At 68.4% G+C, this 23,416-nt stretch carries 14 protein-coding genes and 1 riboswitch; of the genes, 3 read left to right on the top strand and 11 right to left on the bottom strand.

From position 1 onward, the window contains the following. Nucleotides 1–39: 39 nt before the first annotated feature. Nucleotides 40–209: riboswitch (FMN riboswitch) on the bottom strand. Between the two features lie 216 nt (nucleotides 210–425). After that, complete coding sequence (locus HG421_RS02255; protein WP_169704849.1) at nucleotides 426–1,049, top strand: hypothetical protein; 624 nt, start codon at nucleotides 426–428, stop codon at nucleotides 1,047–1,049. Between the two features lie 57 nt (nucleotides 1,050–1,106). Here HG421_RS02255 and ribD read toward each other — a convergent pair whose 3' ends face one another. From ribD to HG421_RS02230, 5 genes are all read right to left on the bottom strand, one after another. Further along, nucleotides 1,107–2,216, bottom strand: a complete 1,110-nt coding sequence (gene ribD, locus HG421_RS02250) for a bifunctional diaminohydroxyphosphoribosylaminopyrimidine deaminase/5-amino-6-(5-phosphoribosylamino)uracil reductase RibD (protein WP_169704848.1) — start codon at nucleotides 2,214–2,216, stop codon at nucleotides 1,107–1,109. Continuing rightward, nucleotides 2,209–2,688, bottom strand: coding sequence for a GNAT family N-acetyltransferase (locus HG421_RS02245; RefSeq protein WP_169704846.1), 480 nt, complete (start codon nucleotides 2,686–2,688; stop codon nucleotides 2,209–2,211). Before HG421_RS02245 ends, ribD begins: the two co-directional genes overlap by 8 nt. A gap of 4 nt (nucleotides 2,689–2,692) precedes the next feature. Then, nucleotides 2,693–3,217 carry a transcriptional regulator NrdR gene (nrdR, locus tag HG421_RS02240; protein WP_169704844.1) on the bottom strand — a complete coding sequence of 175 codons (525 nt, stop codon included), beginning with the start codon at nucleotides 3,215–3,217 and terminating at the stop codon, nucleotides 2,693–2,695. A 101-nt stretch (nucleotides 3,218–3,318) separates the two neighbouring features. Next, nucleotides 3,319–4,587, bottom strand: a complete 1,269-nt coding sequence (gene glyA, locus HG421_RS02235) for a serine hydroxymethyltransferase (protein WP_169704842.1) — start codon at nucleotides 4,585–4,587, stop codon at nucleotides 3,319–3,321. Between the two features lie 208 nt (nucleotides 4,588–4,795). After that, on the bottom strand, nucleotides 4,796–5,281 hold the full coding sequence (locus tag HG421_RS02230; RefSeq protein WP_169704840.1) for an RcnB family protein: 486 nt from the start codon (nucleotides 5,279–5,281) through the stop codon (nucleotides 4,796–4,798). Between the two features lie 226 nt (nucleotides 5,282–5,507). Between HG421_RS02230 and ettA the strand changes: the two genes are divergently transcribed. After that, the gene (ettA, locus tag HG421_RS02225) at nucleotides 5,508–7,169 is read left to right on the top strand and encodes an energy-dependent translational throttle protein EttA (protein ID WP_169704838.1); all 1,662 of its coding nucleotides are present in this window, start codon (nucleotides 5,508–5,510) and stop codon (nucleotides 7,167–7,169) included. A 163-nt stretch (nucleotides 7,170–7,332) separates the two neighbouring features. On the opposite strand, the gene HG421_RS02220 is transcribed toward ettA, so the two are convergent. The 6 genes from HG421_RS02220 to HG421_RS02195 are packed head-to-tail and all read right to left on the bottom strand — an operon-like array spanning nucleotide 7,333 to nucleotide 20,440. Beyond that, complete coding sequence (locus HG421_RS02220) at nucleotides 7,333–12,912, bottom strand: hypothetical protein (protein ID WP_169704836.1); 5,580 nt, start codon at nucleotides 12,910–12,912, stop codon at nucleotides 7,333–7,335. Further along, entirely contained in the window at nucleotides 12,876–15,314 is a 2,439-nt protein-coding gene (locus HG421_RS02215; RefSeq protein WP_169704834.1) for a VWA domain-containing protein, read from the bottom strand. Before HG421_RS02215 ends, HG421_RS02220 begins: the two co-directional genes overlap by 37 nt. Nucleotides 15,315–15,319: 5 nt before the next feature. After that, on the bottom strand, nucleotides 15,320–17,035 hold the full coding sequence (locus HG421_RS02210) for a hypothetical protein (RefSeq protein WP_169704832.1): 1,716 nt from the start codon (nucleotides 17,033–17,035) through the stop codon (nucleotides 15,320–15,322). Beyond that, complete coding sequence (locus tag HG421_RS02205; protein ID WP_169704830.1) at nucleotides 17,035–17,946, bottom strand: DUF58 domain-containing protein; 912 nt, start codon at nucleotides 17,944–17,946, stop codon at nucleotides 17,035–17,037. Before HG421_RS02205 ends, HG421_RS02210 begins: the two co-directional genes overlap by 1 nt. After that, nucleotides 17,946–18,950, bottom strand: coding sequence for an AAA family ATPase (locus HG421_RS02200; RefSeq protein WP_169704828.1), 1,005 nt, complete (start codon nucleotides 18,948–18,950; stop codon nucleotides 17,946–17,948). Before HG421_RS02200 ends, HG421_RS02205 begins: the two co-directional genes overlap by 1 nt. A 5-nt stretch (nucleotides 18,951–18,955) precedes the next feature. Next, nucleotides 18,956–20,440, bottom strand: a complete 1,485-nt coding sequence (locus tag HG421_RS02195; protein ID WP_169704826.1) for a hypothetical protein — start codon at nucleotides 20,438–20,440, stop codon at nucleotides 18,956–18,958. 169 nt (nucleotides 20,441–20,609) lie between these two features. Between HG421_RS02195 and HG421_RS02190 the strand changes: the two genes are divergently transcribed. Beyond that, nucleotides 20,610–23,408, top strand: a complete 2,799-nt coding sequence (locus HG421_RS02190; protein WP_169704824.1) for a M16 family metallopeptidase — start codon at nucleotides 20,610–20,612, stop codon at nucleotides 23,406–23,408. Nucleotides 23,409–23,416: the final 8 nt, after the last annotated feature.

The following is a 23,416-nucleotide window of genomic DNA, read 5'->3' as shown; positions in this document are numbered from 1 at the left end:
AGCGAACAGGCGCGCGCGCAGCCGCGAGGGCTGCGCGTTGGCCGTCTTCTTTCATCCGGACTATACCGTCGGCTCCGGCATCGGACCGGATCTGCTGACCTTCGCCCCCGCGTCCGCACGAGGCGGGGCGGCAGCGAAGCGCTCGCGGGCTCGCACGCTTGCACGTGCCTACCGCCGGTGGGGAATCGCACCCCGCCCTGAAGACGTTCGTAAGTGCCGGCGAACCGGCTCGTGCAGTTTAGCAGCGCGTTCTGGCGCCATGGCTGACCGACAGATAAGGCTGGCAGGACGCTGTGTCGTGTCAGGGAATTCCCCATAGCCAGCATCGTGAAGGTTCTGTTAAATTGCGCTCCGCGACGGGAGACGTCGCCCTTCCGCCTCGCAACGGGGCGGAGACACGGACATCACTTCGGAGAGAACACGCAATGCGCACTACCCTGATTCTGGCTGCCCTGCTGGCCGCCGCCCCGTTTGCCGCGTCTGCGGAAGGCCTGAGCTATAGCTACGTCGAAGGCGGCTGGAACCGTACCGAGATCAGCGTCAACGACGATTCGGACGACCTGGATGGCGGCTACATTCGCGGTTCGTGGCAGATCGCCGAGCCCGTCTACGTCTTCGCTGGCTACCAGCGCGCGGAGAAGGACTTCAACCTGGGCGCGGGTTTCGTGCTCGAAGGCACCCTGCAGCAGGCAAACCTGGGTATCGGTTACCGCCAGGAAATGACCGAGCGCGTCGAATTCACCGCCGACATCAGCGTGCTGCGCTCCAAGGTCGAATCGGATCTGCGTCGCGGCGGTCGTTCGCTTGGCGATTCGTCCGATACCAGCACGCTGGGCTTCGGCAACCTGGGCCTGCGTGGCAAGCCCTCGCCGCGCACCGAAGCCTGGATCAAGGCCGGCTACATCGACGGCAGCGACGTGGACGAAGGCGAATTCGTCGGCACCCTCGGCGGCCAGGTCAACTTTACCCCCACCTGGGGCCTGGTCGGCGAAGTCGAGTTCATCGACAACGCCAACCAGTACCGCGTCGGCGTGCGCGCAAGCTTCTGATCGAGCGCGTCACCGGCAATGGGAGGCCCCGCATGCGGGGCCTTTCTTTTGCGGCACTCACGCCATTGCGAGCGGCGTATAGCGCATGCGCAGATCCTGCCCAATCTGACGCACATCGCACAGCTGCAATGCGTGGCGCTGCGCCAACGTTTCGACGCCAAGCCCGGCGAGCAGGGGCTTTGCAGCATCGCCCAGCACCACCGGTGCCATGTAGACCAGCAGTTCGTCGACCAGGCCTGCTTGCAGCAGCGCGCCACTCAACCTCGCACCGGCCTCTGCATGCACCTCGTTGACGCCGCGCTCGGCAAGCACGGCCAGCACTGCTCTCAGATCGAAACGACCGTCGTGCAGCGGCATGCCGACGAACTCGGCATCTTCGAGCTGCGGTGGCATCATGGCTTCGCCATGCAGATACAGCGTCGGCGCGCCGCCTTGGCGGATGTTGCTACACGCAAGCGTGCGCAGGCCGGCATCCAGCACCACCCGCAGCGGCGGCACGAACGGGGTGTCGTCGCCGAGCCGCACCGTCATCGATGGATCGTCGGCCAGCACCGTGCCGGCACCGGTCAGGATCGCGCCGGCGCGTGCGCGCCAGCGCTGCACATCGGCACGCGCGTCGCTGCCGGTGATCCATTTGGATTGGCCACTAGCCAACGCGGTGCGTCCATCCAGGCTGGCGCCCAGCTTGACCCGCAGCCACGGACGTCCACGCTCCACCCGTGACAGAAATCCCTGGTTGAGTTCGCGCGCCTGCGCCTGCAGCACACCGCTGAGCACCTCGATTCCGGCCTGGCGCAACAAGGCGAAACCACCGCCGTTGACCTGCGGAAATGGGTCGGCCATGGCCGCGACCACACGCGTGACGCCGGCCTCGATCAAGGCCAACGCGCACGGCGGCGTGCGCCCGTAGTGCGCGCACGGCTCCAGGGTGACATAGGCGGTCGCCCCGCGCGCCAGCGCGCCGGCTGCGCGCAATGCGAACACTTCCGCATGCGGCCCACCGGCACGCTGATGGAAGCCTTCGCCCACGCACACGTCATCGCGCACGATCACGCAGCCCACCATCGGATTGGGCCGGGTGGTGTAGGCGCCGCGTGCGGCCAGGCGCAAGGCCTGCGCCATCCAGCGATGGTCGTCCGCCGTTGCGGGCGGCGCAGCCTCACTCATTGCCTCGCTCCTTCGGTTGAATGCACATCACCACGATCTGCATCGGCCCCAGCAGCAGTTCTGCATGCGTCCGCCAGCCCAGGCGTTGGTAGAACGGCGCCAGCGTCGGCTGGCAATACAGATACAGCAGCGCCACATCCAAGCGTGTGGCGGCCTGCACGCAGTGCGCCACCAAGGCCTGGCCAATGCCCTGCCCGCGCGCCTGCGGCTGCACGTACAGCGACGCCAACCAGGGCGACCAGTCACCAAGACGGGCGTCGTCGGTGTCCAGCAGGCTCACCGAGCCGAGCCAGTGCGAGCGATCGAGCGCGACCCAGGTGGCGGGAATCACACCATCGCGCGTGTGGCTGCGCAATTCGTCCAGCGCCTGGTCCAGGGTCCAGTCGGGCAACAACGCGCCGAACGCCTGCAGATGCGCCTGCGCGATGGCCGGCAGATGCTGCGGCGTGTCCGCCACGCAGGCGATGCGCATGCGCTCAGCGCTTGCCGGGTTTGCCGGCACGTTCCAGCGCCGCTTCCAGCAACGGCAGCTGCTCGCTGCCGACCGGAAGCTCCCGCTCGAGCCTTTCGATCTCCTCGCGGAAATCGGCCACGTCCTGGAAGCTGCGATACACCGAGGCGAAGCGCACATAGCCGACATGATCGAGCTTGCGCAGCTCGGCCATTACATATTCCCCCACCCGCAGCGAGCCCACTTCGCGCTCGCCGGACATGCGCAGCTGGTGCACCACCGCACGCACCGCCGCTTCGATCTGCTCTTCGGCCACCGGCCGTTTCTGCAGCGCGCGGTCGAAGCTTGTGCGCAGCTTGCGTGCATCGAACGCCTCGCGCCCGCCGTCGCTCTTGACCACGGTGGGCAGTTTCAGCTCGATCGTTTCCAAGGTGCTGAAGCGCTCACCGCAGGCCTCGCACTCGCGGCGCCGCCGGATCGTCGTTCCGTCTTCGGACACGCGCGAGTCGATCACGCGGGTGTCGTCGTGCTGGCAGAAGGGGCAGTGCATCAGGCGTCCGGGAATAGGGAAAGGGGAATGGGGAATCGGAACAGCAGAGCTATCGCAGCGTTGCTTTTACCATTCTCGTCTCCCTATTCCCCATTCCGGCATCAGCCATACACCGGATATTTCCTGCACTGCGCGGTCACCGCATCGCGCACCTTGGCCAGCACGGCTTCGTCGTTCGGGGCGTCCAGCACGTCGGCAATCCAGTTGGCCAGGTCGATGCTGTCCTGTTCCTTGTAGCCGCGCGTGGTGATCGCCGGAGTGCCCAGGCGCAGGCCCGAGGTCACGAACGGCGAGCGCGGGTCGTTGGGCACCGAATTCTTGTTGACGGTGATGTGGGCCTTGCCCAGCGCGGCTTCGGCATCCTTGCCGGAAACATCGCGGCCGATCATGTCCACCAGCATCAGGTGATTTTCGGTGCCGCCGGAGACGATCTTGTAGCCGCGCGCGATCAGCGTGTTGGCCATGGCCTGGGCGTTCTTGACCACCTGCTGTTGGTAGGTCTTGAACGCCGGCTCCAGCGCTTCCTTGAACGCCACCGCCTTGGCCGCGATCACGTGCATCAGCGGGCCGCCCTGGATGCCGGGGAACACGATCGACTGCAGCTTCTTCTGCAGGTCTTCGCTGGCGCCCTTGGCGAGGATGATGCCGCCGCGCGGGCCGCGCAGGGTCTTGTGGGTGGTCGAGGTGACCACGTGCGCATGCTCCAGCGGGCTGGGGTACACGCCGGCAGCGACCAGGCCGGCGATATGGGCCATGTCCACGAACAGATACGCACCGACGCTGTCGGCAATGGCGCGGAAGCGTGCCCAGTCGATCTTCTGCGAGTACGCAGAGAAACCGGCCACCACCATCTTCGGCTGGTGCTCGGTGGCCAGGCGCTGGACCTCGTCGTAATCGATCAGGCCCTGGTCGTCGACGCCGTACTGCACCGCGTTGAACAGCTTGCCGGACACATTGACCTTGGCACCGTGGGTCAGGTGCCCGCCGTGGGCCAGGCTCATGCCCAGGATGGTGTCGCCGGGTTGCAGCAGCGCCAGATAGACCGCCTGGTTGGCCTGCGAGCCGCTATGCGGCTGCACGTTCGCGTACATGTCTTCCGTGGAGCCCGCGCCAAACACCTGCTTGATGCGGTCGATCGCCAGCTGCTCGGCAATGTCCACGTACTCGCAGCCGCCGTAGTAGCGCTTGCCCGGGTAGCCTTCGGCGTACTTGTTGGTCAGCTGGCTGCCCTGCGCTTCCATCACCAGCGCGCTGCAGTAGTTCTCGCTGGCGATCAGTTCGACGTGATCCTCCTGGCGGCCGACTTCAGCGGCGATGGCCTTGGCCAGTTCGGGGTCGTAGGTTTCCAGTCGGACGTCGCGCGAGAACATTCGAAGCTCCGGGGCAGCTGCAGCCAGTAGGGCCGCCGATTGTAAGCCCCCGCCGCACGGGTGACCAATCGGCCAAGGGCGCAGCCCATGCGCGCGCGCGGCACATATGGCAAGGGCGCACCCGAAGGTGCGCCCTTGTGTGGTGACCGGCTCGATTGCCCTCCAGCGGCCGGACGCCGCTGGTCGCAGCGTCGGCTTAGAGCGGCTCTTAGTTGTTGAGCACCAGGTCGGCAATGATGCCGGTGGCGATGGCGACCAGCAGCAGGTTGCCGCGGTCGTCGCGCTGCCAGCGGTAGCCGTACGGCGGGCGGCGCAGGTCGTAGCGGTGGTAGTCGTTGATCACGTAGACCGGGCCGTGATAGCGCTGGCCGCGGGCCCAGTACGGACGCGGCGGCGGGCCGGGGCGGTAGTAGGACGGGCGATCATAGACATAGACCGGCCTGCGGTCGTAGCGGCGATCCTGGTAGCGCGCGTCGCGGTAACCCTCGCGGTATCCGCTGCTGTAATAGCGGCGGTCATCGCGCCACTCGCGACGGTCGGCCCGGCGATCGTCGCGCCAATCACGGCGGTGGTCGCGGTCATGGCCGCGGCGATCGTGGTCGCGGTCCCAGTCCCCGGCGAACGCAGCCGGTGCCACGCAGCCCAGCGCCAGGATGGAGGAAAGCACAACGGTAACGATGCGTTTGCGGTTCATGACCAGCTCCTGTTTGCGATGTCGCAATTCCATTAAGAGGCTGCCCGCCTTAACGCATTCTTGCTGGAATCGGTTACGAAAAACCCTATTCAGGTAATAGGTAGGCTGCCGTTTAGCTCCGGATCGGCCCGCCGCGGCTCCAGGCCGTTGCCGGTATAATCGGCGCAATCCCTTTTCCGCCGCCTCCGGCCCCGGCCGGCGGGCTGCCTGCGTCCACGGAGCACCCATGTCGCAATACATTTACACCATGAACCGCGTCAGCAAGGTGGTCCCGCCCAAGCGGCAGATCATCAAGGACATCTCGCTGAGCTTCTTCCCGGGCGCCAAGATCGGCCTGCTCGGTCTCAATGGTGCCGGCAAGTCGACGGTGCTGAAGATCATGGCCGGCGTGGACACCGATTTCGAGGGCGAGGCCCGCCCGCAGCCGGGCATCAAGGTCGGTTACCTGGCGCAGGAGCCGGAGCTGGACCCGAACAAGAGCGTGCGCGAATCGGTCGAGGAAGGCGTGGGCGAAGTGCTGCAGGCACAGGCCGCCCTGGAAGCGGTCTATGCGGCATATGCCGAAGAAGGCGCCGATTTCGATGCGCTGGCCAAGGAACAGGAACGTCTGGAGGCCATCCTGGCCGCCGGCGATGCGCACACCCTGGAGAACCAGCTGGACGTGGCCGCCGATGCGCTGCGCCTGCCGCCGTGGGACGCGAAGATCGCCAACCTGTCCGGCGGCGAGAAGCGCCGCGTGGCGCTGTGCCGCCTGCTGCTGCAGAAGCCGGACATGCTGCTGCTCGACGAACCGACCAACCACCTGGACGCCGAGTCGGTGGAATGGCTGGAGCAGTTCCTGGCGCGTTACACCGGTACCGTGGTCGCGGTGACCCATGATCGCTACTTCCTCGACAACGCCGCCGAGTGGATCCTGGAACTGGACCGCGGCCGCGGCATTCCGTGGAAGGGCAACTACACCGAATGGCTGACCCAGAAGGACGAGCGCCTCAAGCAGGAAGACAACCAGGAGAAGGCCCGCCAGAAGGCGATCCAGAAGGAACTGGAATGGTCGCGCCAGAATGCCAAGGGCGGCCGTTCCAAGGGCAAGGCACGTCTGGCGCGCCTGGACGAACTGCAGTCGGTCGATTACCAGAAGCGCAACGAAACCAACGAGATCTTCATCCCGCCGGGCGAGCGCCTGGGCAACGCGGTGATGGAGTTCAAGAACGTGTCCAAGAAGTTCGGCGACCGCCTGTTGATCGACAATCTGTCGATGATCGTGCCGCCGGGCGCCATCGTCGGCATCATCGGCCCCAACGGTGCAGGTAAGTCGACCCTGTTCAAGATGATCACCGGTGCGGAGAAACCCGATTCGGGCGAGATCGTGGTCGGCCCGACCGTGCAGCTGTCCTACGTGGACCAGAGCCGCGACAAACTGGAGGGCAACCACAACGTGTTCCAGGAGATTTCCGGCGGCCTGGACATCCTCAACATCAACGGCACCGAGATCCAGTCGCGCGCCTACATCGGCCGCTTCAACTTCAAGGGCCAGGACCAGCAGAAGATGGTCGGCTCGCTGTCCGGCGGCGAGCGCGGTCGCCTGCACATGGCCAAGACGCTGTTGCAGGGCGGCAACGTGCTGCTGCTCGACGAACCGTCCAACGACCTGGACATCGAAACGCTGCGCGCACTGGAAGATGCGTTGCTGGAATTCCCCGGCAACACCTTCGTGATCTCGCATGACCGCTGGTTCCTGGACCGTATCGCCACGCACATCCTGGCGTTCGAAGGCGACTCGCACGTGGAGTTCTTCCAGGGCAACTACCGCGAGTACGAAGAAGACAAGCGTCGCCGCATGGGCGACGATGCCGGCCCGAAGCGCCTGCGCTTCAAGGCGCTGAAGTAAGCAACAGGAGGGCGCCGCCAGGCGCCCTTCTCATGTCCGGGTGCGTGCTCATGGGTGCGCAGCCGCGGCGGCGATCTGCGCGAGACGGCGTTGCCGATGTCGCGGCGCGGTGCACGCGCACCTGCGGTGAGAGCAACCCGCAGCCGGCATCTGCCGCACTGACTCAGTGCAACCATGCGGGCTGCTTGAGCTGCTTGATTCCCAGCTCGGCACCGGCACTTTCCACCTGCGTGGTGAGCCAACCCCAGCATTGCACGGCCGCGGCCCGGTCGGGCCAGCGCCCCATGGACTCGGCGAGCAGCTCCAGGCCTTCCTGCGGGCGCTGCCACAGATCCTGGTCGGCACTCCCCGCGCCAGCCGGGTACAACAACTGCAGGGCAGCAGCCCGCAGCAGCGAGGTGGCGTCGTCGCTGCGGCCGGACAGGGCAAAGACCTGCGCGAACACGCCGCGTTGCGCTGCCTCCATCAGCGGCATGCGCAGCAACGCACGCTGCAGTGCCTGCAAGGCCTGCTCGTCCAGGCCTTGCCCCATCTGTACCAGCACGCTGGCCATCAGCTGCAGGCCATGGCCATCCAGGCGATGCGCGATCAACTGCGCTTGCAGTTGCGCCAGCCGCTCGGGGGCCACCCCCGTGTCCACCAGGCCGGAGGCCACCAGGGCATACAGCGGCTGTGCACGTTGCCGCTGGATATCCGGCAACGCCCGCAGATAGCGCTCCAGTTCCTCCACCACGCCGGGATCTGCAGCCACCGCATGCAGCAGGTCGACGCCATCGGTCGCGCTGGAGACGGGCGTTCCGGCCATGTTGCCGTCGCTGTCGAATGGCTGAAACATGAGGATCTGGCGGGCGCCCGGCGACGCATTGCGCCAGATCCCGCGCAGCGTCGTAGCGACTGCCGCAGGGGCGTCGCGGTGGGCGCGGGCCAGCCCTTGCAGTTGCAGTGCGTCCGCCCGCACCTGTGCGCTGGCCTTGGCCTGCTTGACCACGGCGACGGAAAGCGCCGCTTGCGGCAGCGCCTGCTGGAAGCGTGCGAACGACTGCATCAGGATCCGGTCGAAGTCGGCAGCGGAGGTCTGCTTGGGCACTTGCGCCTTGTTGATCAGCACCAGCATCGCGGCGCTGTCATCCACATCGATGCCGCTGTCTTTCTCCACCTGTGTGGCGCGCGCCGTATCGCCGTCTATACGCAACTCCATCGCCAGCGCCGCTGCCGCGTTGGCCTGCGTGGGATGGGCCTGGACGAAGCGCTGCAGGTGGGCGATGAAGGGCTGCCGCGCGTCGCTCTGCAGCAACACATCGAGCAAGCTGGCCAGATAGGTCTCGTTATCGGGCTCCAGCGCGACCAGGCGCTCCAGGTATGCGCGCATCTGGGCAGGCTGCAAGGCATCGGCGCCGGACTGCGTGTCGGCCAGGAACTCGCGGTAAAACGCGGCGGTGCTGGCAGCGTCGGGCGAGGGGTTGGCCAGGAAGGCAGCGATGCGTTGTTGCCGCTGCTCCGGGAACCAACGGGCCACCAGCGCCTGCGTGTAGTTGCCGGCGACATCGCCGGTGTCGGCGTGCAGCGCCTGCAATTGCGCCAGCGCCTTGCTGCGGTCGCCGTCGAACCAGGCCTGCAGAAACCCCGGGAAGTGGGCGCCGTCCGGGCGCAGGCGGGCAAGCTCAGACGCGGCATCGACCAGCAGTGCGCGGTTGCCAGGATCGGCATCCAGTATCAGCAATTTCTTGATCGTGAAGGCGGCACTGCCCTGCTCGAAGTCTGCCGGATGATGGATCATGGACGTCATCGCCTTGCCCACGCGTTCGCGCTGCGGCCCGGTGAGTGGCTTGCGCAGCAGCCCGGCCAGCAGCAGCGGCTGGAACATCGAACTCCCCTTGCCGGCCTGTGCGAGGGCATTGAACTGCTCCAGCATCAGCAAGCGTTGGTCGGCATCGAAGCGACGTTCCAGCTGCTCACCGGCTTCCTCCAGGGAGATGCGTTTGGTCACCACGAAGGGCAGTGGCAGATTGGATTTTTCCACCAGCAGACGCATCAGGACCCGGTCGTCCAGGAGCGGCCGGCCGACCTGCGTTTCCAGCGCGCGATACGTGTCCGGGGCGCCACGGTAAAGGTTGAACAGCACGCTCTCGCGTTCGGGCGTAGCATCCAGCGGGGTGAATATCTGCCGCACGAAGCGTTCTGCGGGCAACAACCGCATCCCCTGCGCCAACAGGACATACAGACCATCGGGACCTGGCGTGGACTGTGGCTGACGGGCATCCAGGCGCTGCCACGCGGCCTCGGCCTGCAACGCGTCCTGCACGACCGCCTGGATCTGCGCGTCATCGCCGTTTGTGGCGGCGATCGCCAGCGCCAGTCCGGTGTTGCTGCGGCCAAGCGCGGTCTGACGCCGTAGCCCGTTCAGCGCCCAATCGGGATCGGCCGCTGCGGCCTCATCGGCACTGCGGCCCGCGCGCAGCCGGACGGCGGCGATCTCGGTACGTGCCTGCGCATCGCCGGCAAAACGCGCCAACACCGCGTCTTCTGCACGTTGCACCCGGTCCATGGCGCCACGATTGGTTCCCCAGCGCTGTAGCAGCGTCAATGCACCTTGCAGGCGATCGTGACGTGCCAATGGCTGCACCGCCGGGTCGGCCTGGGCCAATGTCTGCTCGAACATCGTCTGCAGTTGCTGCCAGGCCTGCGTGGCTGCAGGGTCGTCCGCACGCCAGGTCAGCAGCAATCCTTCCAGCAGCGACGGCTGCAGCCGCTGGCTGTCCAGCAACGCATCATTGATCAGCCCGTTGTTCTGCAGTGGCTGGCGTTGCAGAAGACTGCGCAGCGCATGCCAGTACCAGTAATTGGCGCGTGCATTTTCGCCGCGCTGCTCGAGCAGGATCGAGGTCTTCAGTGCCAGGTCGAGATTGTCCTGGTCGCGTGCCAGCGCCTGGCTGTAGTTGATCAGCGCCTGCTCGACCCGGCCCGCACGCGCGTAGGCGTCGCCCTTGATCTGCCAGACGTTGACCAGCCCGCCGATATCGGACATGGCGGCAAACGCGCGCTCGGCGCCGAGGTCGTCGCCGCTGGCGAGCAGCGAACGGCCCAGGTCGGCGAAGAAGTCCGGCGGGAACTCGCGCTTGAGCGCCAGCAGCCGTCGTGCGTAGCGAACCTTGCGTGCGTTGTCGCCGATCGACGCAGCTGCGCTGCCATCGAAGCCGTCGTTCCCGGAGACCAGCGTCGTCAGTTGCCGCAGCACCAGGCCGCGTTGTTCGCCGGCCGATGCCAATGCGTTGTCGTACGCGCGCTGCTGCAGTGGAAAGTCCGCCTGCGACTGGGCCAGGTCGGCCAGCACCGCGTACAGCGGATATTCCTGCGTATCGATGGCCAACCGTGCCAGCAACTGCCGCTTCGCCCACGCATTGACGCGTGGCGCCAACGCGGCGCGCGGGTCGCCTGGGCGCATCTGTTCGCCTGGCCCGATGACCGGCAGGCCTACGATCGCATCGACCAGCTGGATGTAGAGGCGTTGACTGTCGCTGGCGGTGGCGGCGGCCTGCAACATCGCCACCGCCTCGGGGAGCCGTTGCTGACGCTTGCGCAGCTCGGCCAGCTGCAGCTGGTTGTCCAGATCGTCCGGCGCCAGCGCCACGGCGCGCTCGTAAGCCTGGGCCGCCGCATCGTCCAGACCGGCCATCGCATACAGGCCGGCAGCGTATTGCAGGGATTGGCCCGCCTCGGGCTCACGCGCCTGCAGCTGTGCCACCACGTCCTGCAGCGCTTGTAGACGCTGGGCATCGTCGCGCGGCCCGGATGTGCCGTCGCCACGCACCTGGCGTGCGGTGATCAGGGCGAGCTTGCGCAGGTACAGGCCGGCATTGGCCGGATCCTCCTGCACCAGGGCGCGTAGCGTGGTTTCCACCCGCGCACCGTCGCCGAGGCGGGCGTACAAGCCGCCCAGTTGCAGCAGTTCGGCGACACGGCCGGCACCTGTGGCACGCGCCTGGCGGGCAACCGCCGCCTCCGCACGTTGCGGCATCTCCAATGCCAGCGCCAGGGCTACCAGCAGATCCAGTTGCGCCGGCTGCAGCCGACCGCTGCGCTGCTGCTGTTCCAACGCCGCAGCCATGGGTTCGAGCATCTGGAGCCCGCGGGCCGTGGTGACGATCTGCCGTTCGAGGAAGGCACGCCGCGCCGGCAGTCGCGCCTGTTCCCACAAGGCGCGCCAACGCTGCAATGCCTGCTTGGGCTCGCCTGCGGTGAGGGACAGGTTGGCGATGCGAACCTGCAGGTCGTAATCCAGCGACTGCCGGCGCGCGCGCTCCATCGCCAACAGCACATCGAGCGCCTGCCGCGGTTGCTGGAGCCGCTCGTATCCATCGGCCACATCGGCCTGGACTGCATCGCCGGCCGGGGTGCGTGCGCGCAGCCCCGCCAGCACCTCCGCTGCGCGGGCGTTCTCGCCCTGCGCGAGCAGGCTGTCGAAGGCGAACATGTCCACCGCCGAGCGTGCGGCGCTGCCCAGGCCGGCGCTGCGCAGCAACGCCAGCGCTTGCGCCTGCAGGCCCATGCCGGCCATCTGCCGCGCTGCGGGCAACAGCACCTGCGGCTGGTGAGGGTTGGCCGCGAACAGCTGCTCGAACACCGCCACCGCCTCTGCCTGGCGGCCGGCCGCCATTTCCTGCGCCGCCAATGCGCTGTAGGCAGCAGCATCGTGTGGATCGGTGCGGATCTGTCGCCGGTACTCGCCCGCCACGTCCTCGCTGCGCCCGGCCAGCTCCAGGATGCCAAGCAGGCGTTGACGCAGCGCCGGATCGTCGGAGCCGCGCACGAGCGCGATCGCCTCGTCGAAGCGCCTGAGTTCCAGCAACGCATCGACCAGGGCCTGGCGCGACTCCGGTTGCGGGGGCTGGCTGCGTAGCCAGTCCACCGCCTGTTGCATCTGCCCGGCATCGCGCCATGCTTCCATCCATAGCGCCAGCGCGTAGCGTTTGTCGCCGGTGTCGCTGGCCTGATCGAACGCGGCCCAGGCCTGCGTCCGTGCCTGGGCGACATCGCCGCTATCGAGCGACCACACCGCACGGCGCAGGTGCGCGATCGCGCCATCGCCGCCAGTCGCTGCTGCGTGGCTACCGACCGACAGCGCCAGATCGCTACGCCCCAGCATGGCCAGCAACACCGCTAGCCGATGCTGTTGCGCTGGGTCGGCCTTGCCCAGCGCGATCAGTGCCGCCGCCGGATCGGCGCTCGCCAGTGCGCGGTGTACCGACAGGTTCCAACGCAGTTCGCCGCTGCTGGCAGAGGCGGCCAGGGCATAGGCGTCGGCCGCCGCAGCGATATCGCCGGAGGCGTCCAGCAGTGCGGCGCGCAGGCGCAAGGCCGGCAGGTCGGCTTGCAGGCCAAGCGCGGCATCCACCGTCGCCAGCGCAGCGGCCGCGTCGCCCTGCCGCCACTGCAGCCAGCCGCGTGCCAGCAGCGCGCGCGCTGCCATCGGGGTGTTCTGTGGTTGCGCCGCACTGGCGTCCAGCTGCTGCATCAGCATCGCTGGCGTCACCCCCTGCGCTGCGCTGCGCCGGATCAGCGCATCCAGCGCTTCAAGATCGGCGTGCGGCGCCCGCAGGTACTGCTGGAGCGCTGCTGCTGTGTCGGGTGTCGCTGCCTGCAGCGGGGAGGCTGTGGCAGCGACAGCCAGCGCAAGGGCAAGGGCAAGCACGCGGGGTTTGGCGGCGATCAAGGCGAATTCCAGGAAAACGAGGGTGTCCGCCACGGCCAGCGGCGGCACAGCAGTTCGATCAGGTACAACGCAATGGCCAGCGCCGCCAGCAGCGTGCGCAGATCATGCAGCTGCCACCCGGCCTCCGGCGTTGCGCGGGTTTGCCGGGTGAGCGTGGCCAGCGCCTGCAACGGCAATCGGTAGCGGACCGGCGACGGCTCGGCGCCGACATCGGTCCAGACCCCGTCGGTGGCGCGCAGGACCGCGTGTGCAGCCTGCAGCGTCAGGCGCGCATCCTGCCCGGCAGGCAGCTGCAGGCCCGCTTCCAGCACGGTGGGAGTGCGCCGCTGCAGCGGCACGTCGCGTTCGCCACCGTCCGCGTCCACCAGCGCCAGCCGAAGCGTATCGCTCGCTTCAGCGTCGGCCTGTTCGACCAGCACCTGCACGGCCTGGCCATTGCGCGAGACCTGCAGCGTCTGCGCAGGCTGCTGGCGGGCAGTGCCGGCCAGCAGCCGCGCCAGCCAGGGCCCGTACCCCGGCCAGGCGCCCCACCCTGCGGTACCGGCACCCAGCGGTTCGGTCATCAGGGTGGTCACGCGCCCTGCGCCGTACTGCCAGCTCGCCACCACCGGCTGCTCGCCGCTGCGCGCCATGATCTGCGCGCCCGCACGGGGCACCGCTGTGGCCAGGCCCTTCAGCGCAGGCATCCCCTGCAGGGCATCACGCTGCCACCAGGCTTGTCCGGCGGCAGGCTGCACCTCGAAGCGACCGCTCCGGTAGCCGGGCGATGGCTGTAGCTGCGGCTGTTTGAGATTGATGTCGACCATGCTCGCATCGGTGCCGATCTGATAGAACCTGCCACGTCCCCAGTTGGCCATCTCGGCCATCCGCTGCTCGCCCTCGCCCTCGCCCACCAGCACGGTGGAGACGTTGATCCGGTCCTGGGCGATGTGCCGCAGCAACCGCTGATAGTTGTCGTCCTCCACGCCCGCATCGGTGATGACCAACATGTGCTTGAAGCGGGCATCGGTGTTCTTCAAACCGAAATACGCCTCCTGGATCGCCGGGAACAGCTGCGTGCCGCCCTGCGCCTGCATCCGCCCGATCGCACGCTCCACATCGGCTGGATCGCGTGCGGGCTGAATCGGCACCGACCATTGACGGGCACCATAGAATTCCACCACGCCTACGCGGTCTTCCGGCTTGAGACGGCGCACTGCCAGCCGCGCGACCTGCTTGGCCAGCTCCATCGGCGCGCCGGCCATCGAGCCGGAGCTGTCGATGATGACCACCAGCGCCACGCTGGGATCTTGCAACTGCTCCTGCGGTTGCCCGCCAACCGGCAACAGCCGCGCCAGCGGGCCGCCCTGGGACGCCTCGCGCGGCAGCCCGGCGAACGCACTGCCACCACCGCTGAACAGCAGGCCCATGCCGCGTTGGCTCACCGCCTCGGCCAGTGCTGCCTGGGCGGTGGCAGGCAGTGTCTGGACGCCAAGGCCATCGATCACGGCGACATCGGCGGAGGCGACGCTGCCGGCATCGATGGCATCCGGTGCCTGCTGCTGCACCCGAAAGCCGCTGCCCAACAGGCGTTGCAACGGCGCGCCCGCAGCGGGATCAGCGGCGACATACAGCACCGATAGCGGGTCCTGTACTGCCATGGTGCCTGCCAGGGCGGCGAGTTCGCGGCCACTACCGGCCTGCTGCAACACCACCCGCACTGGATGAAACCCTGCCGCACCGGCTGCAAAGCGCAGCGTCACATCGGCCTGTCCGTCCAGCGCTAGCGTCGGAGAACGCGCCACTTCGGTCCCGCGCTGCAGCACCACGACCTGGACGCGATCGGCCCGGCCGGCGACCCGAATCCGCGCGAGCGCCAGGGCACCGCTGGCGGTGGGATCCAGTTGCACATCCACCAGCCTGGGTGTGCCTGCCGTGGCGGCACGTTCCTCCACGGCCACACCGATCCCGCGCTGGACCAGCGCGGCGACCGCAGCGCCCCACTGCCGGTCCGCCGAGCCACCGTCGCCCAGATAGACCAGCGTCCCGCCGTGACCTGCAGGCAGGCGCTCGAGCGCGGTGTGCAGCGCCTGCACCGGCGAGCGCGCGCCCAGCAACAGATACTCGTCCACCTCCAGCGGCAGCCTGGCTCCGGCCAGTTGCAGCACGCTGGTGCGGGTGCCGGCCGGCGTCGCGGCCAGGCGTTGCTGCAGACGGTGACGCAGCGCTGCGCGCTGCTGTGGGTCCAGCGACGCGCGTTGATCCAGGATCACCACTTGCGCTGGCGGGCCACCACGCAGCAGTAGCAGCGGCTGCACCAATGCAAGCACCACGCAGATCAGCAATGCAGCGCGCAGCACGCGCTGCCAACGCGGCAGCTGCGTCGAGCGCCACCACAACAACGGCAACAACAGCAGCAACGCCGCTGCCCAGGGCGATTGGAAGAGGATGTGCATAGCGCTCAGGGAATGTGGCCGCGCAGGTGCAGCAGCCATTCGGTACAGCACAGCAACAAGGCGACCACCAGCAACACGCTGGCAAGGTCGCCGCGAATCCACGCCGCCGGCATCGGCGCCACGACCACGCCGGCCGCGGCGGGGTCGGCCACGCCGCGGGTGATGCCGCGGTCGAGCAGCGACACCTGCAACGGCTGACCGGCGATGGTGTGGCGGCCGGCCGCGGGCAAGATGAGGCGGTCGCCCAGCGCACGCGCGCGCACCTGCGCGGACTGCCCCAACGGTTGCAGCAGCAAGTCCTGTTGCAAGGGCGTGCCGGCAGCCGCGTACGGGGCCCACCAGGCGTCGCCGGCGAGCCAGTGCAGGCTGCGGTTGACGAACAGCGGCATTGCGCGCGATTGCACGAACGCCCCATCGGCAGCGAACAGCTCCTGCCAGACGCGCACCTGCGCGCGGTTGCCATGCACGATATCGATGCCCACCGCACGCCCCAGCTGGTCGGCGATGGCGGCGTTGCGCGCCTGATCCAGGCCCAGCGCATCCAGATGGGCGGCAAGCGCGTCCTGCGCCTGCGCATCGCGCACCGTGAAGCGAAATGCCGACGTTCCTGCAGTGGCCGATACCAGGTGCAGCGTGGGCAACCCGGCCTGTGGCGTCTGCCCGGGCGCCAGCGCCAGCACCTGCACCTGTGCCTGCGGCAGCGTCACCACCTGCAGCGACGGGTCCAGTGCCAGCACATCCTGCACCGCCTGCGGCAGCTCGCCCACCAGGGCCACCCGCAGCGGCGCACGCAACGGCAGCACCAGGGCCGCGCTGTCATCGATGGGGAAGCGGTCGCCCTGGCGCAACGCCACCTGCATGGTGCCGCCATGGGCAGGCACATCCTTGAGCAGCAGTCCGTCCGCCGCAGCCTGCACGCTCACGCCGGCCGGCAGCGGCTTGCCGTCCAGGGTGATCTCCAGCGCATCGGGCGTGGGCAGCGGCGCGCCAACCGCATCCAGGCCGACCCTGACATCCACCGCATCCCAGCGCAGCGACGCAGCCGGTGCAGCGCCCAGCGCAACGATGCCCCGATTGGTGTCCAGCGGTGCCGCCACAAAGGCCGCCTGCAGCCAGACCCCGGCAGGTCGCGCAGCGCGCGCTGCGGCATACACCGGCCCGGCGCCGTAGTAATGCACCACGGTGGCATGGCTGCCGCCCCCTGCCACGGTGCTCAGCCACGCCTGGAAACCGGACGGCAGTGGCTGCGCACGCGCCTGGCGCAGACGTGCCGGCAACAGCGCCGCACGCTCGTCCGGTGCCAGCAGCAACGCGGGCAATGCCTCACCTAGGATCACCTCGCGATGCGCGCCGGGCAGTGCGGCCACATCGCGTTCCAGCGCCTGCCGCGCCGCATCGAACCCGGCGTCGGCGAGCATCCATGCCGAGGCGTCCAGGTAGAACACATGACGGCGACCATCATCGCCGGATGCCAGCTGCGGAGCGGCGGCAGCCAGCCACAGCAGCCACACCAGCAACAACGACAGCAACCAGCCCAGCGGCCTGTGCCAGCGGCTGCCCAGCAAGCGCGGCGGGACCTGGCGCAAGGCTTGCTGCCACAGCGTTGCGCCGGCCAGCGCAATGCTCCTGCGGCGCACCTTGAGCAGATACAGCGCGGTCACAAGCACCAGCAATATCGCTGCGCCCGCGGCCACCAGACCGGAAGAGAGGTTGGCGAACATCACAAGCGCAGCTCTCCATTGCCGAAGGCTGCAAGCAATTGCGGCAGCACGTCTTCGGCGGCGTCGATACGCAACAGGCCACCGCCGCCGGCAGCCACGAAACCGGCGAGGCCTGCATTGAAGCGCGCATGCACCTGGGCGTAGGCACGCAGCAGCTCCGGCGACACGCTCAGCGGTACCGCATGACCAGGCTCGCCGTCATCGATGAGCACATCGCCCTGCAACTCGGGATGCAGTTGCGGGTCGGCATCGTGCGCGCGCACCAGCTGCACCAGCAGCACACGGTGCGGCAGCGCCTGCAGCGCGGCGACCACTGCATCGATGCCGGCCGGATCGAAGAAGTCGGACACCACCACCACCAGCCCGCGGCGCAGGCGGCTGCCCGCCAGCTGACGCAGGGCCTGGACCAGCGCGGTGCCGCCCTGCCCGGTCAACGCGCCGAGCTGGCTGGCCATCCGCATCAGGTTGGCCCGTCCCGACAGCCGGCGCGGCGGCAGCTGCGCGGCATCGGCGAACGGCAGGATGCTGACCGAATCCTGTTGCGACAGGGCGATCGCTGCCAGCGCGAAGGCACTGCGCAGCGCGGCCCGCAGGCGTGGCGGCTGCTCGGCGACCATGCTGGCCGAATCGTCCACCAGCAGATAGACCGGCAGGTCCTGTTGCTCCTCGAACACGCGCACGAACACCCGACCAAGCCGTTGATAGACGTTCCAGTCGATCGCGCGCAAGTCGTCGCCACTGGCATAGGGCTTGAAATCGGCGAACTCCGCGCCCTGGCCGCGTGCAGAACTGCGCTGCTCCGCCAGCCGGCCGCCGCGCTGCGCCCGGGCAATACGCAACGACAGCGCCTGCACCGCGTCGAGGAAACTGGCGTCGAACAGGTCCTGCGCGGTGACTGCGGCTTGCGCCATCAGCGCAGGCCCGCCATCACATCGGCCACCAGCGCGTCGGCCGTGATGCCATTGGCCTGGGCCTGGAAGTTGGTGAGGATCCGGTGGCGCAGCACCGGCAGGGCGACGGCACGGATGTCCTGCTCGGCAACCGCAAAGCGCCCGCTCCGCAATGCCAGCACCTTGGCCGCCAGCATCAGCCCCTGGATGCCGCGTGGAGAGGCCCCCAGCGCCACGTTGGCATTGACGCTCGCCGGCGCGTAAGGGCTGTTGGGCTGGGTGCCCATGACCAGCCGGATCGCACAGGTGCGCGCGGCTTCGGGCACCGGCACCTGGCGCACCACCGCACGCATGCGTCGCAGCAGCGCCGCATCGGCCACTGCCGAGAGCTGAACCTGGTGACCGCTGGTGGTGCGTTCGATGATGGCGTGGTAGTCCTGCTCGGTGGGATACCCCACCACCAGCTTGAACAGGAAGCGATCCAGCTGCGCTTCCGGCAGCGGGTAGGTGCCGTCCTGGTCCACCGGGTTCTGCGTGGCCATGACGCAGAACGGATCCGGCATGGCGATGGTGCGGCGCCCCACCGTCACCTGCTTTTCCTGCATCACTTCGAGCAAGGCCGCCTGGGTCTTGGGCGTGGCGCGATTGATCTCGTCGGCCAGCACCAGATTGGCCACCACCGGGCCCTGCTGAAATGCCAGCTCGTGCCCACCGCCCTCGCGTTCGGTGAGCACGTTGGTGCCGACGATATCGGCCGGCATCATGTCCGGGGTGAACTGGATACGCGAGAACGGCAGGTCCACGGCCTGGCTGATGGACGCCACCAGCATGGTCTTGCCCAGCCCGGGCACCCCTTCCAGCAGCACATGGCCGCCGGCCATCAACGCGGTGAGCACGCCGTCGACCACCTCGCGCTGGCCGACGATCATGCGACCGACCTCGCTGGAAATCGCATCGAAGGCCTGGCAGAACTCGGCGGCGGCGGTGCGGGCGCTGTCGGCGTCGGGGAAGTGGGAGGTGGTCATCGGGCTCAGTTCTCGGTAGCGGAATCGCCGCGCTTGCGCTGCAGCAGGAAATAGTCGCGAACCAGGCGTTGGTCCGCTGCGGATGCGGGCCGCGGGCTGACCGGTCCGGCATCGCCGGACTGGCTGCCACGCGACTGTGCGGGCGTGGGCGTTGCAGGACTGCCCTGCGGATCCGACGGCCGGGTGATGCTGCGCACGCGGCCGCGGTTGGGCGTACCGGTGAGCTGATCTTCCATCGGCACGCCCAGCAACAGGCCGGTCAGGCCGCGGGTGCGTTTGAGCGCACCATCGGTGCCCTGGCCTTGTCCCTGGCCTTGCCCGTTGTGCTGGCCGTCGCCTTGCGACTGGCCCTGATCGCCTCGCTCGCTGCTCTGCTGGCGCGACGCCTGGCCTGGATCGCTGCCGCTTTGGCTTGGTGGCTGCGCCGCGCCAGCGCCAGGCGACAGCGCCGATTGCGCCGGCTGCGTCAACGGCTGGCGCTCGCGTGAGATCGCACCGGCCTCCGGCATCCCATCGCCGTTGCCGCTCGCCGCGGCCGCATCGCTGGCGGACATCGCCGCATCGTCCATCTGCCGTTGCTGCTCGGCATCGGCCGGCAGGCCGGCGCCGTCGTTGGGTGACGATGCCGCCGCTGCCGCATCCTTGGCCTCGCCCGCACCGCCGCTGGCCGAAGTGGACGCCGCGCTCCGTGCCGCCGCGGCCGCGGCTGTCTTGCCGGATTCGCCCTGCGCCGCGCCCGGCCGCATCTGCGGGTTGGCGCTCCCGATATCCTGGGCAGATGGCTGCGCCGCATCGCTGCGACCACGCCCGGCCGGGGTCGCCGCACGCTGCACGTCGGCAGGGGGGATACGGGTGCGATCGGCATCCGTGGGCGCCAGCACCGGCGTGGACACTCCAGCGCTGCCACGCCCCACGCTGGCATCGCGTGCAGCGGCCGCGCCTGCGCGCTGCCCCGAGACCAGCGCAGCCGCAAGCAACAGCGCCGCGGCGAGCACCGGCATGGCGAACCGCCACCGTTCGATCGGGCGCGATTGCACGGCGATCGGTGCCTGGCTGGCCTGCCGGGCCGGGCCGATCCAGGCCTGTGCGTCGCGCAGCGCGGCCTGGCGAAATCCATCGAGCGACCGCTCAGCCAGGAACTGGTCCGCAGCGGTCAGACGATCCTGCGCGCCGGCACGCCGGTCCAGCAGTGCCAGCGCAGCGTGCCGCTGCAGCGACGCGCCACGACGCAGCCCAAGCAAGGGCAGCGCGGCCAGCAGCACCGGCAGCAGCGCGCAGCCCAGCAGCCAGCGCGCCATCGGCAGCTGCACCCAGAAGGCCACCATCAGCGCCAGTGCCGGCCCCACGGCACTGCCGGCCAGCGCCCAGCGCAGGCCGCGCTGCACGGCCACGCGCAGCGCAGCCCGATCCAGCAGACGCTGCCCCTGCCGCGCGAGCGCATCCAGCTGCTGCGCCAGCGCGGCATCGGTGCTGTGGAGGGGGATGGACATGGTGCGCGGGGTGGTCTGCATGACTGTCTAGCATTCCACACCAGGACACTTGCATGGACCTTACCGAGACCGCGTCGTTGCCGGTCCTTCGGCGCGCGACGTGCCAGCCCGGTGCAAGCTTGACGTGCGTCAATTCCTGCCTGCCGCATGGCCTGCTCAGGAGTCCGTCGTGAACCGTCTTTTGCACTCTGCCCTCCCCGTCGTGCTTGCCAGCCTGCTGTGCACCACCGCCCTGTGGCCTGCGCAGGCCGCTGCACCGGCTGGCGCCGGCGCGGTAAAGGACATCGGCCAGGTGAGCATCGACCATCACGTGTTCACCCTTCCCAACGGCCTCACCGTGGTGGTGCACAGCAACCACAGCGTGCCCAACGTGTTCGTCGGGGTGTGGTACCGGGTTGGCTCCAAGGACGAACCGGAGGGCAAGACCGGGTTCGCCCATCTGTTCGAACACTTGATGTTCCAGGAAACCATCAACCGCAAGAGCGAATATTTCCTGCCGCTGGACAAGGCCGGCGGCTCGGACATGAACGGCATCACCGACGTGGACCAGACCCGCTATTACCAGACCGTGCCCAGCAACGCGCTGGATCTGGCGCTGTGGATGGAGTCCGACCGCATGGCCAACCTTGGCCGGAGCATCACCCAGGCCGGTCTGGACGCGCAGCGCGCGGTCGTGCAGAACGAAAAGCGCCAGGACGAGCTCGGCCAACAGGACCCCACTGCGCAGATCCACCGCAACAGCTACTTCCCGCTGGGCCATCCCTATCGCCACACCACCATCGGCTCGATGGACGACTTGAACAAGGCCTCGCTCGACGACGTGAAGGCATGGTTCGCGCAGTACTACGGCGCGTCCAACGCAGTGCTGGTCATGGCCGGCGACGTCGACCTGGCGACGGCCAAACAGAAAGCGGCGCACTATTTCGCCGACGTACCGGCCGGCACGCCGGCCTCCCACATGCAGCGCTGGCTGCCGGACTTCCCGCAGATCAAGCGCGATTACGTGCAGGGCACCGGCGCGGCAGGCGGGCTGCGGCGCAGCTGGCCGGTATCGGGCGAGGACCCGCGCGAACTGGCCAGGCTGCAACTGGCCGCAGGCACGTTGGCCGGCTCGCCGGACACCCTCCTGTGGGACCTGCTGGTGGACAAGCTGCACCTGGCGAGCAGCGTGTCGGCCAATCTCTCCAACAACCTGCTGGTCAGCACCTTCAGCATTGCGATGACGCTCAGGCCCGGCGTCACGCCGGAACAGGTGGGCCCCATTCTCGATCGCAGCCTCGCAGACTACTTCGCCAAGGGGCCACGCGATGCGCAGCGCATCCAGGCCATCGTGGTCGGCACCGAAAACAATCTGCTGCGCTCGCTGCAAAGCAACGCAGCGGTGGGCGCGATGCTGGCGCAAGGCCAGCTCTACGACGGCGATCCGGCCGGCGCGCTGGCGCAGCTGGACTGGGTGCGCACCGCCACGCCGGAGGATCTGCGCAAGGTCGCCAGCAAATGGCTCGATCGCCCCTACTACGAGATGGTCATCCAGCCGGCGCTGCCCAATGCGCCGGCGCCCGGCGTGGTGGATCGCAGCGCCCCCCCGACGCCGGGGCCGTTCACGGGCACGGTCAGGTTTCCGGCCATCGTCGAGACCCGGCTCTCCAATGGCATGAAGCTGGTGGTCGCCGAACGCCACGGCCTGCCACTGATCGATGCCAGCGTGCAGTTCGCCACCGGGACCGATGGCGAGGACGGCTATGGCGAGGGCGTGGCCACGCAGGCCATCAACCTGCTTGCGCTGGGCACCACACAGCGCGACGCCAGCGCCGTGTCGCGCGAAATCGCCCGCATCGGCTTCTACATGAACACCTCCATCGGCGAGCGCAACATGGGGCTCAACTGGAGCACCACCAGCAATCGGGTGGACGACAGCTTTGCACTGGCCGCCGACCTGCTGCGCCACCCGGCCTATCCGCAGAGCGAGATCGACCGGCGCCGCGCCAACGTCAACATCGACGCCGCCTACGATGCCTACGAGCGCAATCCCATCGAATCGGCAGCACAACTCTATGCCGCCGCCGTGTGGGGGCCCAACCACCGCAACGGTCGCATGACCACCCGGGCCAGAGCGCACGCCGATTTCGCCAGGCAAAACGATCGCGCGGCCATCGCGCGCTTCCACGACCGCGAAATGGGCCCGGCCAACGCAACCCTGTACGTGATGGGCGACATCAGCGTTGCCGAAGTCACTGCCGCCGCCGAGCGTCATTTCGGCAACTGGCGCGCGAACACGCCAACGGCATTACCCGACCCGGCGCAGGATGCGCCCCCTGTCCGCAGCGGCCCACGGGTGATCCTGATCGATGCGCCGGGCGCGCCACAGAGCAGTGTCATGGCCGGTCACCTGGTGCCGGCATTGGATCAGGACGCGGCCGCCACCGAAGCGCTCATGAACGCGGCGCTGGGTGGCAGCTTCCACAGCCGCCTCAACATGAATCTGCGCGAGCACAAGGGCTGGACCTACGGCTTCGGTGCGGGCATCAGCGACGCGGTGCGCGGCCCGCGCGTCTTCACCGCCAGCGGCACCGTGGAGACCGACAAGACCGCGGCGGCGCTGGTGGAAATCCGCAAGGAAATCCGCGATTACGTGGGCACCCGTCCGATCACCCCGCAGGAGCTCGAACGCGACCGTGGCGCCGCGATCCAGGCCATCCCGGCCAGCTTCACCACCAGCGGCGCGGTGTTGGGGGCAATGATCAGCGCGCGCGCCATGGGCCTGCCCTACAACCGCGCCGAGGGGGCCATGCAGCGGCTGGCCGCGGTGGATCTGCAGACGGTGCGCGCAAGAGCGCGCGACACCTACAAACCGGAGCAGATGACATGGCTGGTGGTGGGCGATCTGCACCGCATCGAGGCCGATATCCGCGCACTTGGGCTGGGCCCGGTCGAGGTGTGGGACGTGTACGGCAAACCGCTGCGTTGATCGCAGCG

Origin of the sequence: Xanthomonas campestris pv. badrii (genome assembly GCF_012848175.1) — a bacterium.
Taxonomy (GTDB): domain Bacteria; phylum Pseudomonadota; class Gammaproteobacteria; order Xanthomonadales; family Xanthomonadaceae; genus Xanthomonas; species Xanthomonas campestris_C.
Note: the sequence above shows the minus strand (reverse complement) of the source record. Positions and strands in the feature narration are given on the sequence as shown.